A 15,577-nucleotide genomic window follows, 5' to 3' on the forward strand; every position below is an offset into this window, starting at 1 on the left:
CGACCACCCCGACCACGGCAATAGTCCGCTGAACGCGTTCTGGTCTCACTGGTTCTCGGCGTTCTGCAAACCCCGGTGCTCGAGTTTGCGCATGACCGGACCGGACAGCAGACCGTGCACGAGGACCGACACCGCGATCGTGAGTGCCGTCACGCGCCAGAGCGAGTCGGCCATCGGGAAATCGCCGTGCCCCAGCGCGTAGGACAGGTAGTAGAGGCTGCCGATCCCGCGGATGCCGAAGAACGCGATCGCCGTCGCCGCCGGTCGGGTGGTACCGCCGCCGATCAACGCCAAGCCGCCGAACAACGGGCGCACGATCACGACCGCCGCGACCGCCACCAGAACCTCGACGAGCTTCAGGCCGTCGAGGAGCCCGTCGCCCAGCGCGACACCGAGGCCGAGCAAGGCCAGCGCCACGAAGAGCCGTTCCAGCTGATCCCCGAATTCGTGCAGTACGCCGTGGTACTCGTGCGACCGCTCGCTGGCGCGGATGGTCGCGGCGGCGGTGAACACCGCGACGAAACCGATGCCGCCCAGCCATTCGCACAGCGCGAAGGGCAGGAACGCGATGGCCAGCACCACCAGTCCGTCCGAGTACTCGCCGAGGCGCAGCCGCTCGTGCCGCACCCGGAACATGAGCCAGGACAGCAAGCGCCCACAGGCGAGGCCGACCAGGACGGCGATCGCGAGGGGAGCGAGGACCTCGGTCAGCAGCCACGGCACGGGAGACGTCGTCGCCGTTCCGGCCAAGACGAGGGCCAGCAGGACGAACGGCATCGCCAAGCCGTCGTTGAGTCCGGCCTCCGAGGTCAGCGTGAACCTGATCTCGTTGTCCGCGCCCCGCCCGTCGTCGGTATGCGGCGCGGGCACCTGGACATCGCTCGCCAGCACCGGGTCGGTCGGCGACAGCACGGCTCCCAGCAGCAGAGCGGCGGCGGGGGACAGGGCGAGGGCCCACCAGCCGAGCAGGGCCACCGCGAGCACCGACAACGGCAAGGTGATCGCCAGCAGCCGCCAGGTCGAGTTCCACGACCGCCAGCCGATCAGGCGGTCGGATTTCAATCCCGCGCCGACCAGTGACACCAGGACGCCGAGTTCGGTGATCACTTCGACCTCGCCCACATGCGACCGCGGGTCGAGGACACCCTCGCCGTAGGGATGTCCGAAGGGGAGCAGTCCGAAGAGCAGCCCGCCCAGCAGCAGGATCAGGGGCATCGACAGCGCGCGTTCGTGCAACAGGTTCGGCAGCACCGCGGCGCACAGCGCCAGAACGCCTGCCCCGGCGAGCAGTATCTCCATGCGCGCCGGGTACCCGGTCCGGACCGGCCGCAATCAGCGGCCGACTTCGAGTCCTTTGTGGACCGAAAGGTCGACACCCGCGGCCAGCCGGTACGGCCGGGTGTCCACAATGGCGCCGAGCAGCCGCCGGAGCCGGGAGACCTCGGCGCGGACGGTGACGAGGTGTTCGGCGTCACCGTAGAGCGCCCGGCTGAGCGCCTCGGCCGAAAGCCCGGCCGGGCCCGCCGTGCGGAGGTGCACCAGGATCCCGGCGTGGCGGGGGGTCACGGTGCGGACCCAGCCGACGTCCCCCGACCGCATCCGCAGCATCGGCGCGTGCCCCAGTTCGAGATCCAGCCGGACCCGGCGCGCGGTGTCGGCCGGGCGGACGAGCCAGCCTTCGGCCAGCCGTTCGGGCAGGCAAGCGCCCAGCCCGGGAACGGCGAGGATCTGGCCTTCCACGGGTGCGGCGATCCTCGCCCCGGGCGCGATGCCGGCGGAGTGGGCCACCCAGCCGTCGTCGTCCACCAGCAGCGCCGGGCCGCCGGTGCCCGCCACCACCGGTTCGGCGGTTCGGCGCAGCCTGTCCAGGCCCTGCTGGTGATGCCGCCAGAGTTCGGATTCGACCAGCCGCCGCCCGGTCTCCACCAGCGCGCCGATCGCCGGGTGCAGGGTCAGCGCGGGGCCGCTGACGTCGATCACCCCGAGCAGTTCGCCGGTGCGCGGATCGTGCACCGGCGACGCGGTGCAGTACCAAGGATGCTGGCCCTGTTCGAAATGCTCACCGGCGAGCAGCTCGACCGGCGCGGCCTCGGCGAGCGCGGTGCCGATCGCGTTGGTGCCGACCCGGGTCTCGGTCCAGTCGGCGCCTTCGGTGAAGCCCAGGGTGTCGGCACGGCGTTTGACCGCGGGCGAGCCCGCCCGCCAGAGGATGACGCCCTCGGCGTCGGTCACCACCAGCAGCATGTTCGCGGTGTCGGACGTCGTCCCGAGCACCTGTCCGAGGTCTTCGACGACATGCCGCAACGGCGAGGCGCGACGACGGCGGGCGACCTCGTCGAGCGGCACGGAGTCGCGGGTATTCACGCCGTCGGCGGCGAGCCCCAGACTCAGCGCGCGAGACCACGACCGCGACACCAGCGGCCGCGGGCTGACGCGCGGACGGCCGCCGCCGATCACGGCTTCGTGCATCCTGACCAGGTCACGGGCGTGCATCGGCAGGTCGGCGCCGGGCGGGACCGAGCTGAACACGCCCACGGGTCACCTCCGCACCATCGCGTCGACGGACCAGCATAGGTCGGCCGGAGCGGACGCGCCAAGGAGTCGCGCTGCAACACGCTGCAACCCTTGCCGGTCCAGGCGCCCCCGGCGTGTGATCGGGGTAACAGCCGAAACGCCGACGTTGGGGAGTGGTCATGACACAGACGGTGGACCGGATCGAGGCGACGGGCTCGCCGCAGGCTCGGGTCGACGCCTGGCTGAGCCGGTTCGAAGCGGCCCTGGTCGCCCGTGACGCCGAAGCCGCCGCCGCGCTCTTCGCAGTCGACAGCTACTGGCGCGACCTGGTCGCCTTCACCTGGACGATCAAGACGGTCGAAGGCCGCGACGGGGTCACCGACCTGCTCGGCGCCTGTCTCGACCGGATCGAACCGTCCGGATTCCGCACCACCGAGACGCCGACCGAAGCCGACGGCGTGACCGAAGCGTGGCTGGAGTTCGAGACCGCGACGGGCCGCGCGAAAGGCCACTTGCGACTCAAGGACGAAGGCGCTTGGACGCTGCTGACGAGCCTGCGTGAGCTGAAGGGTTTCGAGGAGCGGCGCAACGAACAGCGGTCGAAGGGCGTCGAGCACGGCGTCGTCCGGGGCCGGAAGTCCTGGGCCGAGAAGCGCGAGGAAGAGCAGGCGCGGCTCGGTTACGACCAGCAGCCGTACGTCGTGGTCATCGGCGGTGGCCAGGGCGGTATCGCGCTCGGTGCCCGGCTGCGGCAGCTTGACGTGCCGACGCTCGTCCTGGAACGCAACGAACGGCCGGGGGACTCGTGGCGCAAGCGGTACAAGAACCTGTGCCTGCACGACCCGGTCTGGTACGACCACCTGCCGTATCTGCCGTTCCCGGAGAACTGGCCGGTGTTCGCGCCCAAGGACAAGATCGCCGACTGGCTGGAGATGTACACGCGGCTCATGGAGGTGCCGTACTGGACCAGCACCGAGGTGACTTCCGCGTCCTGGGACGAGGAAAAGCGGCAATGGCTGGTGACCGTCGTCCGCGAGGGTGAGGAGCTGGTGCTCACGCCGCGGCACGTCGTGTTCGCGACCGGTATGTCCGGCAAGCCGAATCTCCCGTCGTTCCCCGGGATGGACCAGTTCGGCGGCGATCAGCACCACTCGTCCCAGCACCCCGGCCCGGACGCCTACGCGGGCAAGAAGGCCGTCGTGGTCGGCTCCAACAACTCCGCGCACGACATCTGCGCGGCGCTGTGGGAACACGGCGCCGACGTCACCATGGTGCAGCGGTCTTCGACGCATATCGTCAAGTCCGATTCCCTGATGGACCTCGGCCTCGGCGACCTGTACTCGGAACGTGCCGTGAAGGCGGGGATCACCACCGACAAGGCGGACATGATCTTCGCGTCGATCCCGTACCGGATCATGCCGCAGTTCCAGATCCCGGTGTACGACGCGATCCGCGAGCGGGACAAGGAGTTCTACGCGCGGCTGGAGGCGGCAGGGTTCCGGCACGACTGGGGCGACGACGGATCCGGCCTGTTCCTCAAGTACCTGCGTCGCGGCTCCGGCTACTACATCGACGTCGGCGCTTCGGAACTGGTGGCCGACGGGAAGATCAAGCTGGCGCACGGCCAGGTCGACCACCTGACCCGGGACGCGGTGGTGCTCTCCGACGGCACGGAACTCGAAGCCGACGTCGTCGTCTACGCCACCGGCTACGGCTCGATGAACGGCTGGGTCGCGGATCTGGTCGGGCAGGAGACCGCGGACCGCGTCGGCAAGTGCTGGGGCCTCGGCTCGGACACGACGAAGGACCCCGGTCCGTGGGAAGGGGAGCAGCGCAACATGTGGAAACCCACGCAGCAGGAAGGGCTGTGGTTCCACGGCGGGAACCTGCACCAATCGCGGCACTACTCCCTTTATCTCGCGCTACAGCTGAAAGCGCGCTACGAGGGCATCCCGACGCCGGTGTTCGGCCTCCAGGAGGTGCATCACAAGTCGTGACCGATCACGGCACGATCGAGTCGACGTAGCCGCCGTCGACGCGGACCGCGGCCCCGGTGGTGGCCGAGGCGAGCGGGGAAGCGAGGTACACCACCAGGTTGGCGATCTCCTCGGGCTCGATGAGCCGCTGCAGCAGCGATTGCGGCCGGTGCAGGCGCATGAACTCGCGCTGTGCCTCGTCCCACGGGAGATCCTTGTCGACCAGCTGGTAGACGAAGTCCTCGACACCACCGGTGTGGGTCGGGCCCGCGATCACCGAGTTGACCGTGACGCCCGACCCCGCCGCGGCCTTGGCGAAGCCGCGGGAAACGCCGAGCAACGCGGTCTTCGACACTCCATAGTGGATCATCTCGGCGGGGATCACGATCGCGGAATCGCTGGCGATGTACTGGATCCGGCCCCAGCCGCGACTCGTCATTCCCGGCAGGTACGCGCGGGTCAGCCGCACCGCGGCGAGGACGTTGACCTCGAAGTACCGCCGCCACTCGTCGTCGGTGATGTCCAAAGGGGACTGTGTGCCGAAGATGCCGAGGTTGTTGACCAGGACGTCGGCGTCGGGCACCGCCTCCAGCACCCGGGCGGTGCCCTCGTCCGTGGAGACGTCACCGGCCGCCGCGACGACGTCGGCGTCCGGTACCTCGCCGCGCAGGCGGTCGATCGCGGACGCGACGCCGGATTCACCCCGGCCGTTGAGCGCGACCCTGGCGCCCGCCCTGGCGAGTCCCGCGGCGATGGCGAAACCGATGCCTTGCGTCGATCCGGTGACCAGGGCCGTTTTCCCGCTCAGATCCAGTCGCATGGCTCCAGTCTGGCCGAGAAGATCATTCGGCGCAGGGCGCGGCTTTCGCGTATCGGCGCGCCAGAACGGCGAAGGCTTCCTTCAGCTCAGCGGGTCCGACGACTTCGATGTCCGCGTCGAACCGCCCGATGCTCGCCGCCAACCCGGCCCAGGACCACGAACCCAGCACCAGGCGGCACCGATCCGAGCCCACCTCCTCGACGACGCCGTCGCGGACGTAGTGGGCGACGGCCGAGGCGGGGAGGTCGAGGATCACTTCGCCCCGGCAGGGCCAGTCACCGGTGTCGGCCGAGCCCCGGAACCGGCTCGCGACGAAGGTGGCGACGTCGGAGGTGGGCAGCTCGCGCGGGGTGAACCGCGGGCCGGTCGGCGTACGCGGGGTGATCCGGTCGGCCCGGAACGTGCGCCAGTCCCGGCGGTCCAGATCCCAGGCGACGAGGTACCAGCGGCCGTGCCAGGTGACCAGATGATGCGGTTCCGCCCGCCGGGGGAGATCGGTTCCCGCGTAGTCGAACCGCAGGACCTCGCGGGCGTGCACGGCCGCGCCGAGCGCCAGCAGGACGTCGCCGTCGACGCGGGGTTCCGGCCGGCTCGCGGGCGACTCGACGGCGGTCACCTGGAGGGTGTCGATCCGGCGCCGCAACCGCGAGGGCATCACCTGCCGGACGGTGTGCAGCGCCCGCATCGCCGCCTCTTCGATCCCCGCGCCGCTGGTGGTGGCGATCCGGAGCGCGACGGCCAGCGCGACCGCCTGATCGTCGTCGAACAACAGCGGCGGCAGTTCGGACCCGGCGTCGAGCCGGTACCCGCCGTCGGGACCCTTGACGGTCGCGATGGGGTAGCCGAGCTCGCGAAGCCTGTCGACGTCGCGCCGCACGGTGCGCGGGCTGATGTCCAGCCGCTCGGCCAGCAGCGCTCCCGGCCAGTCGCGGCGCGCTTGCAACAACGAAAGCATCGACAGCAGGCGCGCGGAGGTCTTCGGCATGTTTTCCATGATGCCTCCAGTAGCGGCCACACCCTGTCCTCTACCCCTGCGAGAGTGGTCTCGTGCCAGAAAACGACAACACGGAGGGCCCGATGACCGCCACGATCCTCGACGCCGAACGCGCCGACCTGCTCGAAGCCCTCGACACCGTCCGCGCCGCGCTGACCACCACCGTCGGAGGACTCACGGACGAACAGCTCGGCGAGCACCCGACGGTCAGTGAACTGAGCCTCGGCGGCCTGATCAAGCACGTCGCCTCGATCGAGGAGATGTGGCTGCGCTTCGCGGTCGAGGGCCCGTCCGCGATGAGCTACGACCTGCCCGACGGCGTCACCTGGGCCGACCTCGGCGCCGGGACCGCCCGTGAGTACCCGCAGTGGGCGATCGACCACCAGAACAACTTCAAGATGCTGCCCGGCGACACGCTCGCGTCGATCCTCGAACGGTACGAGCGGGTGGCCGCGCGGACGAAGGAGATCGTCTCGTCGATCCCCGACCTGTCCGCGACGTATCCGCTGCCCGAGGCTCCGTGGAACCCGCCGGGCGCGGTGCGGAGCGTGCGGCGGGTGCTGTCGCACGTCATCGCCGAGACCGCGCAGCACGCCGGCCACGCCGACATCCTGCGCGAGAGCATCGACGGCCAGAAGTCGACCTGACCCGTGGTGCCGGTGGTCGTGAGTGGTGAGTGTCGTTAGGGCGGACCGGCATTTGCCGACCTGCCGTCTGACCTGCACGAGGGTGGCGGTTCAGCGTCTGCCGGGCTCGACGGTGCGGGAATTGGGACGTTGAACGTCCCGATTCCTTCACCGTGGGGTCGCCCCGGCTTCGGACCTTGATCAACGGAGGATCCGGGACACTCAACGTCCCCGATCCTCCGCCGTCGACCGCACCACCACCCGGCACCACGACGAAACGGGCCCCACCGACGACGGATCCGGACGTTCACTGCCCGACTCCTCTCACCAACGAGACCGAGCCACACCAGTGGGCAGGCAAAGACGAGTCCGTCAGAACATCACTTACCACTCACGACCACCCCGCCCCCACTCGGTCTCGGCGCCAAGCCACCTTCCGGGGTCTTCACTCGCGGCCTGCGTGACTACTGGGGCTTGTGGGGCAGGTATGGCGATCGTCGGGTCCGTGAAGGCCCCTTTGAGGGACTCTGGGTCCCTCAAGGAGGCCTTCACGGACCGGACCGGCGTCGGACCGACCGTGGCAACAGCTGTCCCTACCAGGCGGTAGCCATCCGATCATCCGAACTAAGCTCGCTCACAGCTTCCTGCCGTAGGGTCCTCGCCCGTCGGCGACCGGGTGATCATGGTGGTGGTTTGTGCGGGAGACGGAGCGGCGGTTTCGCCCGGAGATCCAGGGATTGCGGGCGCTGGCGTGTGTGCTGGTGGTCGTTTACCACGTGTGGCTGGGCCGGATCTCGGGCGGCGTCGACGCCTTCTTCCTGATCTCCGGATTCCTCGTCACCGGCCAGCTCTTCCGCGCGGCCTCGCGCGGCAGGATCGAGTACCGGCCGATGTGGGGCCGGATGATCAAACGACTGTTCCCGGCCGCGCTCACCGTGTTGCTGCTGGTCATCGCGGCGAGCACGGTGCTGCTGCCGCAGAACCGCTGGTTCCAGACGATCAAGGAGGTCGTCGCCTCCGCGCTCTACCTGGAGAACTGGCAGCTGGCGGCCGATTCCACCGACTACTTCGCGCAGCACAACTCGGCGAGCGTCGTCCAGCACTTCTGGTCGCTGTCGATCCAGGGCCAGTTCTACGTGGTCTGGCCGCTGCTGGTCGGATTGGTGCTGCTGATCGCCAAGAAGGCGGGGCGGAAGGTCCTGCCGCTGCTGATCACGACCCTCGGCACGGTGTTCGCGGCCTCGCTGGCCTACTCGGTGTGGCTCACCGCGGTCGACCAGCCGCTGGCGTACTTCGATTCGCTGACCAGGGCCTGGGAGTTCGCGCTCGGCGGCCTGCTCGCCCTGGTCCTCGACCGCGTCGAGGTGCCCCGGTCGGCGCGGGTCGTGTTCGGCTGGGCAGGCGTCGCCGGGCTCGTTTCCTGCGGGCTGGTGCTCCAGGTCGGGACGGTCTTCCCCGGCTACCTCGCGCTCTGGCCGACGCTTTCGGCCGCGCTGGTGATCCTCGCGGGTGACACCGCGTTCAAAGCCGGCGCCGATCGTTTCCTCAGCAGCCGCCCCCTGAAGTACCTGGGCGACTTGAGTTACGCGCTCTATCTCTGGCACTGGCCGGTCCTGGTGTTCTACCTCGTCGCCCGCGACCGGGAAGAGGTCGGCCTGCGCGGCGGCGCGGTGATCATCGCGCTGGCCTTCGCCCTCGCCGTGCTGACCCACCATCTGGTCGAAAAACCGGTCCGCGCGTCCGCGATCGGAGCCAGGACCCGCTGGGGCGCCTACCGCTTCGGCGTCGCGACGCTCGCGGCCGTGCTCGCCGCGACGGGCGCCTGGCAATGGGTGAGCGTGAGCCAGGCGGACACCTATTCGATCGCGGTCGACGATCCCGACCACCCCGGCGCGCTCGCGCACACCGAGGGCTTCAAGTACTGGGGCGCCGCCGATGCCGCCCTCGTCCCGTCGTTCGTCGCGGTGTCCGAAGACTGGGCGGGGATCGACCCGGCCCGGTGCGGGGTGTCGCCGCGCAACGCCGATCTGGAGGTCTGCACCTCGCAGACGTCCGGGCATCCCACCCGCCGGATCGTGGTCACCGGCGACTCGCACGCCGGGCAGTTCCTCGGCGCCCTGCTGCCGGTCGCCGAGCAGCGGAATTGGGAGGTGACCTCGATCCTCCGCGGCGGCTGCCCGTTCTCTACCGACTCCGACGCCGTGCCGGGGGACCAGGCCTGCATCGACTGGAACTCCGCCGTGGTGGACGAGATCGTCACGGCCCGGCCCGACGCGGTGATGACGATCGGCACCAGGGACGTGCGGACCGGTGTCGAGGAACGGGTTCCCGGCGGCTACATCGCCCAGTGGCGCAAGGTCGACGAGGCCGGCATCCCGGTGCTGGCGGTGCGGGACAACCCACGCTTCGACCAGTCGCCTTCGGCCTGCGTCGAAAGCCGCGGCACGCAGGCGCCCGAGTGCGCCACCCCGCGTTACGACCTCTACGCGGCGGAGCCGCCGTACGAGACCTTGGCGGACCTGCCGCCGAACGTGCGGTTCCTCGATTTCAGCGACTACTTCTGCACGGCCGAGGTCTGCCCGCCGGTGATCGGCAACGTGCTCGTCTACCTCGACGACAACCACGTCAGCGGTACCTACATGTCGACCATGTCGGCCATCGCGGACAAGGCGATCACCGAGGCGCTCGGCTGGGCGGACGAGCAAGCGGAGGAGCCACCGCCGGGCGGGTGATCCAGACAACAAATCGCCGCAGAATTGCGCCAAACCGCACTAGTTCGATGGTCTGCCAACTCCATACGCAACGATCAGCACTTTTCGATGACATGAAACGGCGGATATCGTCGTCGTTGTGAAGATCGCCGTCCATCAGGGCTCGTACGCCGAACTGCCGTCCGCCGTCGCGACGTCGGGCGCCGATCTCGTGATCGCCGCCGAGATGATCACCACCGGCTATCACATCGGTGCGCGCTCCCACGAGCTCGCCGAACCGGCCGACGGTCCGACCGCGGCCAGGATGTCCGCGCTGGCAAGGGAAACCGGTGCCGCGCTGGCCTACGGCTACCCCGAGTCCGACGGTGACCACGTCCACAACAGTGTCCAGCTGATCGGTCCGGACGGACGCCGGCTGGCGAACTACCGCAAGACCCACCTGTTCGGCGACATCGACCGCGACTGGTTCGCGCCGGGGGCCGAAGCGGTCGTGCAGGCGGAACTCGGCGGTCTCCGCGTCGGCCTGCTGATCTGTTACGACGTCGAGTTCCCCGAGCTGGTGCGGGCGCACGCGCTCGCCGGGACCGAGCTGCTCGTGGTGCCGACGGCGCTCATGAGCCCGTACGAACTGGTCGCCGACACGCTGGTACCCGCCCGCGCCTACGAAAGCCAGCTCTTCGTCGCCTACGCGAACCGATGCGACACCGAGCAGGAGCTGACCTACTGCGGCCGGTCCTGCGTCGTCGCCCCGACCGGTGAAGTGCTCGCGCGTGCGGGCTCCGGTCCGGAGCTGATCAGCGCCGACGTCACCCGCGAGGCCCTCGCCGCTTCGCGACTGGAGAACACCCACCTGGCCGACCGACGGCCCGATCTGTACCGAGGACTTTCCGTATGACCTCCGCCCTTCCGACCGCGATCCACCACGACGAACCGGCCGGCCGTCCGATCACCATGTTCGGCCCCGATTTCCCGTTCGCCTACGACGATTTCCTCGCCCACCCCGCCGGTCTGGGCTCGCTCCCCGCCGACCGGCACGGCACCGAGGTGGCGGTGATCGGCGGCGGTCTCTCGGGCATTGTCACCGCGTACGAGCTGATGAAACTCGGCCTGCGCCCGGTCGTGTACGAGATCGCCGAGATCGGCGGCCGCCTCCGCACCGTGAACTTCCCGGGCTGCCCGGACGACGTCGTCGCGGAGATGGGCGCGATGCGCTTCCCGCCCGCGTCGACCGCGCTCTTCCACTACATCGACAAGGTCGGCCTGGAGACCACGCCGTTCCCGAACCCGCTCGCGCCCGGAACGCCGAGCACCGTCGTCGACCTCAAGGGGGAGAGCCACTACGCGCGTTCGGCGGACGAGCTCCCCGCCGTCTTCGGGAAGGTCGCGGCCGCCTGGGACAGCACACTGTCCGAGCAGGCCGCGTTCACCGAGATGCAGAAGGCCATCCGCGAGCGCGACACGAAGACGATCAAGCGGCTGTGGAACGACCTGGTGCCGAAGCTGGACGACCAGACCTTCTACGGTTTCCTCTGCCAGTCACCGGCGTTCGCCTCCTTCCGCGACCGCGAGATCTTCGGGCAGGTCGGCTTCGGCACCGGCGGCTGGGACACCGACTTCCCGAACTCCATCCTGGAGATCCTGCGGGTCGTCTACACCGGCGCCGACGACGAGCACCGCAGTATCGTCGGCGGCAGCAGGCAGCTTCCGTTGCGGCTGTGGGAACACGCGCCCGAGGACATCGCGTTCTGGCCCGCCGGAACGAGTCTGAGCTCACTGCACGGCGGCGGCCCGAACCCCGGCGTCGCCCGGCTGCACCGCACCGCGCCGAACAACATCACCGTGACCGACACCGAAGGACGCATCCGCACCTATCCGGCGGCGGTGTTCACCGCGCAGAGCTGGATGCTGCTGTCGAAGATCGAATGCGACGAGGCGCTGTTCCCGATCGACCACTGGACGGCGATCGAGCGCACGCACTACATGGAGTCCTCCAAGGTCTTCGTCCCGGTGGACCGGCCGTTCTGGCTGGACAAGGACCCGGAGACCGGGCGCGACACGATGAGCATGACGCTGACCGACCGGATGCCGCGCGGCACCTACCTGCTCGGCGACGATCCGGACGCGCCCGCGGTGATCTGCCTCTCCTACACCTGGGCCGACGATTCGCTGAAGTGGCTGCCGCTCTCGGTGTCCGAGCGGGTCGAGGTGATGCTCCAGTCGCTGAAGGAGATCTATCCGGGCGTCGACGTCCGGCGGCACATCATCGGCGACCCGGTGACCGTGTCCTGGGAGGCCGAACCGCATTTCATGGGCGCGTTCAAGGCCAACCTGCCCGGCCACTACCGCTATCAGCACCGGCTTTTCACGCACTTCAAACAGGATGCGCTGGAGGAGCGCCACCGTGGTCTCTTCCTCGCCGGTGACGACGTTTCGTGGACGGCGGGCTGGGCCGAAGGCGCGGTCCAGACGGCGCTGAACGCGGTGTGGGGCGTCCTGAACCACTTCGGCGGCGAGACGGATCCGGCCAACCCCGGGCCGGGCGACGTCTACGACGACATCGCACCCGTCGAACTGCCGGACTGAGCGCGGCGGTCCACCAGCCACATCGTGCCCGCCGCGAGGAGTACGCCGAGGACGGCGCCGATGGTGTTCATCAGCCAGTCGTTGGTGTCACAGGCCCGGCCGATCGCGGGTACGACCGCTTGCAGGGCCTCCACCAGCGCGGACAGCACCGAGCCCGCCGCGAGCGTCGTCAGCGGGCGCCGGGACGCCAGCGCGGCGAAACAGGCCGGCGGCAGGAACAACGCGACGTTGGCCAGGAGCTCCACCGCGCCGAGCGTGGGCAGCGAAAACTGGACCGTGCACCCGATCTCGTCGATCGTGCGACCGGTGGGCACCAGCGTCAACGCGAAGACCGGGACCAGGGACACCCCGGCGAGGGCCCACAGGATCCGGCGCCTGCCCGCGCACAGCAGGCCGAGGACGGCGCAGACGAGCGCGACCAGGAGGATCGCCACCGGCACCAGGGCGGAGTGATCGAGCAGGAAGTTCGTGATCATGGCGGGCCGATCCTACGGGCCGGTGAACTCGACCTCCGCCGACGGCACCACGCGCAGCCGTCCGCCCGGATGGATCGCGGTGGCCAGGATGAGGTTGTGCCGGGCGATGACCTGTTCGGCGGTCAGTCCCACGGTGGGATCGCCGTCGGACGAGGGCGCGTGGCCGTCGGCGACCAGCACGACGTCCAGACCGTGGCTCTGCGCGGACCGCGCGGTCGCGTCGACGCAGTAGTCGGTGGCCAGCCCGGTGAGCACCACGGTGTCCACCCCACGGTCGACGAGCAGCCCCGCCAGACCGGTGCGGTGGAAGGAATCCGTCGCGGTCTTGTCGACAACCACGTCGACCGGTTCGAGGCCGAGCAGTGGGCTGAGCCGGGTGCCCGGTGCCGCGGGATCGAAGTCGGTCCCGGGCGCGCCGACCTGCCGCAGCGCGATCACCGGAACGCCCTGTTCGCGGGCTTTCCGCGCCAGCGGGGCGATCCGGGCCGCGAGTTCCTCGCCGCGCCAGACCAGGGGAACGAGCATTTCCTGCATGTCGACGATCAGCAGCGCGGCCCTCATGTCCGGAAGCCTAGGACGCGACCTACTCGAGCCGAAGGTCAAGCCGGCCTGGCGTGCCGCCGACCCCTCGCTAGGGGAGCGCGGCGGGTGACTCGGCCTCCGGGATGAGCAGGCGCGGCGCTCCGGTGCCGTCGGCGGGAACGGCCCAGACGTCGGAATGTCCTTGGGTGCGGGGGAGGGCGTAGGCGACTGTGCGATCGTCGAGCCACGCGGGCTGGTCGTCGACGTTCCGGGTTTCGGCCAGCGGCGTCACGGTGCCGCTCGCGAGGTCGAGCACCGAGACCCGCCACCCCTTGGCGGGATCGCCGTCGATGGCGGATTTGTAGGCGATGCGGGTCTCGTCGGGCGAGAGGGACGGGCATTCGACGTTGTCCCGCAGCGTCTTCACGGTCCGGGCCGCCGAGTCGCCTTCGACGAGATACCGGTGAGAACCGGTCGACATGGTGGCGTAGAAGCGGTTCGGCAGCCGGGTGAAGGTGACGCCCCAGAAGTTGAAGTCGGCCGCCTTGTACGGCCTGCCTTCCACGGTCACGGCGAAGTCCTCGAGCGTGCCTTCGACGCTGTCGGTGGTGAGGTCGAGGGTGCCGGCGCGGGTGGAGAACCGGCCGCCGTTGTAGGAGTCGCCGGTGACGAACACCGTCCACGCGAGCCGTCGCCCGTCGGGCGAGACACGCGCCCGGTTGGGCAGCCCGACCAGCGGGATCTCCTGCGTGACCGCGAGCTCGCTGTCGAGCACCGCCAGCTGATACGTGGTCAGGCCGCTCTCCGGGCGCAGGCAGATCCCGGTGCCGCCCGCCGCGTAGATCCGGGCGCAGGACACCGTCGAGACCGCCCGGGCGCCGCCCGGATCGGCCGCCGCGACGCTGGACACGTGTCCGCGGTCGGCGTCGGCGGTGCTGCGGAACAGCAGCCGTCCGCCTTCGAGGGTGACGGCGCCGCTGGTGCCCGCCGACGCGGTGTCCTGGTTGCGCGCGCCCGCCGCCCCGACGTAGATCACGGCGGCCGCGGCCAGCGCGAGTACTCCGGTGACGGCGATCAGGACGCGGGTGCGGGTGTTCACGGTCGTGCCTTCCTGCGGGGAGCCAAGAGAACAAAGGTGGCGGCGACGGCGACCAGCACCGTCCCGGCGGCGATCGCGATCGCCGTGGTCGCGCCCCAGAACTGCCAAGAGAGTCCGAAGAGGACGGACGAAACGAAATAGGCGAGCGCCTGCCCGCTCTGCACGATCGCGATGCCGGTGGTGCGCAACGCCTCCGGCAGCAACGGCCCGGCCAGCGCCATCAGCACGCCGTCGGTCGACGCGTAGAACACGCCGTAGAGGCCGAGGGTGAGCGCGAACAGGGCCCATCCGGTCAGCGGGCTGAGCAGCAGCAGATAGACGGCGATCAGCGCGCCGTAGCCGGCGAGCATCACCGGCAGCCTGCCGAGCCGGTCGGCCAGCGCGCCGAGCGGCGCGGCCAGCAGCAGGTAGCCGAGATTCGTCCCGACGGCCAGCAGCGGGAACCAGCCGGTGGCGATGTCCTCCTTGGCCTGGAGCAGGAGGTACACGAACCCGTCGCCGATGGTCGCGAGGCCCAGGACGCAGGCGGCGATCAGCAGCCGTCGCACGCCGGTGCCGCGCAGGAGCCCGGCCGCCGCCCGCAAGGACACGGTGCCCGACGGCGGTTTGGGAGCGCGGTGGTCGCGGACGAACAGCGCCAGCAGCAGAACCCCGGCGGCGGCGATGCAGAAACTCGTCACGAAGACCGCGTCGAACCCCTCGACCCCGGTCGCGGAACCCGCCACGGCCAGCACCCCGACCGCGGCGAGCGGGCCGAGGAACGCGCCGACGCTGTCCATCGCCCGGTGCACCCCGAACGCACGGCCCAGCATGTGCTCGGGCGCGGACAGGGTGATCAGCGCGTCGCGGGGCGCGGTCCGCAGGCCCTTGCCCGTCCGGTCCGCGGTCAGCACCACCCCGATGGCCGTCGCCGACGAACCCGCCGCCACGAGCCCCAGTTTCGCCACCGCCGACATCGCGTAGCCCAGTCCGGCGACCGCCTTGCGCCGCCGGACCCGGTCCGCGACATAGCCGCCGACCAGGCGCAACAGCGCGGTCGCGCCGGTGTAGAGGCCGTCCACCACGCCGTACGCCGCCGGGCCCAGGTGCAGCCCCAGCACCAGGTACACCGGCAGCACGGCCGTCACCATCTCCGACGAGACGTCCGTGACGAGGCTGACGGTGCCCAGGGCGAAGACGTTCCCGCCGAGCAGGGCGAAGGATTTCTTGGACACACCGCCGGGATGCTCCCGGCGGCCGATCGTGGACAGGTACAC

13 protein-coding genes are annotated in these 15,577 nt (G+C 70.0%); 5 read left to right on the forward strand and 8 right to left on the reverse strand.

The features are described 5' to 3' along the window. Window positions 1-45: 45 nt before the first annotated feature. Both ACFWMR_RS32795 and ACFWMR_RS32800 read right to left on the reverse strand, forming a co-directional pair. Window positions 46-1,299, reverse strand: a complete 1,254-nt coding sequence (locus tag ACFWMR_RS32795) for a cation:proton antiporter (protein ID WP_378381167.1) — start codon at window positions 1,297-1,299, stop codon at window positions 46-48. A gap of 33 nt (window positions 1,300-1,332) precedes the next feature. After that, window positions 1,333-2,535 (reverse strand): transcriptional regulator, encoded by a 1,203-nt coding sequence (locus ACFWMR_RS32800; RefSeq protein ID WP_378274695.1) that lies wholly within the window; start codon window positions 2,533-2,535, stop codon window positions 1,333-1,335. 158 nt (window positions 2,536-2,693) lie between these two features. Here ACFWMR_RS32800 and ACFWMR_RS32805 point away from each other — a divergent pair, with 158 nt between their 5' ends. Beyond that, on the forward strand, window positions 2,694-4,511 hold the full coding sequence (locus ACFWMR_RS32805; protein ID WP_378381168.1) for a flavin-containing monooxygenase: 1,818 nt from the start codon (window positions 2,694-2,696) through the stop codon (window positions 4,509-4,511). A 4-nt stretch (window positions 4,512-4,515) separates the two neighbouring features. Here the strand turns inward: ACFWMR_RS32805 and ACFWMR_RS32810 are convergent, their stop codons facing one another. Both ACFWMR_RS32810 and ACFWMR_RS32815 read right to left on the reverse strand, forming a co-directional pair. Beyond that, entirely contained in the window at window positions 4,516-5,310 is a 795-nt protein-coding gene (locus tag ACFWMR_RS32810) for an SDR family NAD(P)-dependent oxidoreductase (protein WP_378381169.1), read from the reverse strand. Window positions 5,311-5,332: 22 nt separating this feature from the next. Further along, on the reverse strand, window positions 5,333-6,295 hold the full coding sequence (locus ACFWMR_RS32815) for a helix-turn-helix transcriptional regulator (protein WP_378381170.1): 963 nt from the start codon (window positions 6,293-6,295) through the stop codon (window positions 5,333-5,335). Window positions 6,296-6,387: 92 nt separating this feature from the next. Here ACFWMR_RS32815 and ACFWMR_RS32820 point away from each other — a divergent pair, with 92 nt between their 5' ends. The 4 genes from ACFWMR_RS32820 to ACFWMR_RS32835 all read left to right on the forward strand — a co-directional run bounded on the left by ACFWMR_RS32820 (window position 6,388) and on the right by ACFWMR_RS32835 (window position 12,224). After that, the gene (locus tag ACFWMR_RS32820) at window positions 6,388-6,951 is read left to right on the forward strand and encodes a DinB family protein (protein ID WP_378381171.1); all 564 of its coding nucleotides are present in this window, start codon (window positions 6,388-6,390) and stop codon (window positions 6,949-6,951) included. A 674-nt stretch (window positions 6,952-7,625) separates the two neighbouring features. Continuing rightward, window positions 7,626-9,662 (forward strand): acyltransferase family protein, encoded by a 2,037-nt coding sequence (locus ACFWMR_RS32825; protein WP_378381172.1) that lies wholly within the window; start codon window positions 7,626-7,628, stop codon window positions 9,660-9,662. Window positions 9,663-9,780: 118 nt separating this feature from the next. Next, window positions 9,781-10,536: a carbon-nitrogen hydrolase family protein gene (locus tag ACFWMR_RS32830; protein WP_378381173.1), complete on the forward strand. Its 756-nt coding sequence runs from the start codon at window positions 9,781-9,783 to the stop codon at window positions 10,534-10,536. After that, entirely contained in the window at window positions 10,533-12,224 is a 1,692-nt protein-coding gene (locus ACFWMR_RS32835) for a flavin monoamine oxidase family protein (RefSeq protein WP_378381174.1), read from the forward strand. The genes ACFWMR_RS32830 and ACFWMR_RS32835 overlap by 4 nt, the downstream gene beginning before the upstream one ends. On the opposite strand, the gene ACFWMR_RS32840 is transcribed toward ACFWMR_RS32835, so the two are convergent. The 4 genes from ACFWMR_RS32840 to ACFWMR_RS32855 all read right to left on the reverse strand — a co-directional run bounded on the left by ACFWMR_RS32840 (window position 12,188) and on the right by ACFWMR_RS32855 (window position 15,577). After that, window positions 12,188-12,700 (reverse strand): VanZ family protein, encoded by a 513-nt coding sequence (locus tag ACFWMR_RS32840; RefSeq protein ID WP_378381175.1) that lies wholly within the window; start codon window positions 12,698-12,700, stop codon window positions 12,188-12,190. The genes ACFWMR_RS32835 and ACFWMR_RS32840 overlap by 37 nt on opposite strands. Before the next feature lie 12 nt (window positions 12,701-12,712). Continuing rightward, window positions 12,713-13,261: a cysteine hydrolase family protein gene (locus tag ACFWMR_RS32845; RefSeq protein ID WP_378381176.1), complete on the reverse strand. Its 549-nt coding sequence runs from the start codon at window positions 13,259-13,261 to the stop codon at window positions 12,713-12,715. 70 nt (window positions 13,262-13,331) lie between these two features. Beyond that, window positions 13,332-14,321 carry a hypothetical protein gene (locus ACFWMR_RS32850; protein WP_378381177.1) on the reverse strand — a complete coding sequence of 330 codons (990 nt, stop codon included), beginning with the start codon at window positions 14,319-14,321 and terminating at the stop codon, window positions 13,332-13,334. Further along, entirely contained in the window at window positions 14,318-15,577 is a 1,260-nt protein-coding gene (locus ACFWMR_RS32855) for an MFS transporter (protein ID WP_378381178.1), read from the reverse strand. The genes ACFWMR_RS32850 and ACFWMR_RS32855 overlap by 4 nt, the downstream gene beginning before the upstream one ends.

The sequence above is a fragment of the Amycolatopsis thailandensis genome (assembly GCF_042723255.1).
Lineage (GTDB): Bacteria > Actinomycetota > Actinomycetes > Mycobacteriales > Pseudonocardiaceae > Amycolatopsis > Amycolatopsis thailandensis.

What these genes read in the sequence shown, in the direction of transcription:
- ACFWMR_RS32795 (WP_378381167.1), bottom strand. Translation starts at nt 1,299, where the DNA reads ATGGAGATACTGCTCGCCGGGGCAGGCGTTCTGGCGCTGTGCGCCGCG.
- ACFWMR_RS32805 (WP_378381168.1), top strand. Translation starts at nt 2,694, where the DNA reads ATGACACAGACGGTGGACCGGATCGAGGCGACGGGCTCGCCGCAGGCT.
- ACFWMR_RS32810 (WP_378381169.1), bottom strand. Translation starts at nt 5,310, where the DNA reads ATGCGACTGGATCTGAGCGGGAAAACGGCCCTGGTCACCGGATCGACG.
- ACFWMR_RS32815 (WP_378381170.1), bottom strand. Translation starts at nt 6,295, where the DNA reads ATGCCGAAGACCTCCGCGCGCCTGCTGTCGATGCTTTCGTTGTTGCAA.
- ACFWMR_RS32820 (WP_378381171.1), top strand. Translation starts at nt 6,388, where the DNA reads ATGACCGCCACGATCCTCGACGCCGAACGCGCCGACCTGCTCGAAGCC.
- ACFWMR_RS32835 (WP_378381174.1), top strand. Translation starts at nt 10,533, where the DNA reads ATGACCTCCGCCCTTCCGACCGCGATCCACCACGACGAACCGGCCGGC.
- ACFWMR_RS32840 (WP_378381175.1), bottom strand. Translation starts at nt 12,700, where the DNA reads ATGATCACGAACTTCCTGCTCGATCACTCCGCCCTGGTGCCGGTGGCG.
- ACFWMR_RS32845 (WP_378381176.1), bottom strand. Translation starts at nt 13,261, where the DNA reads ATGAGGGCCGCGCTGCTGATCGTCGACATGCAGGAAATGCTCGTTCCC.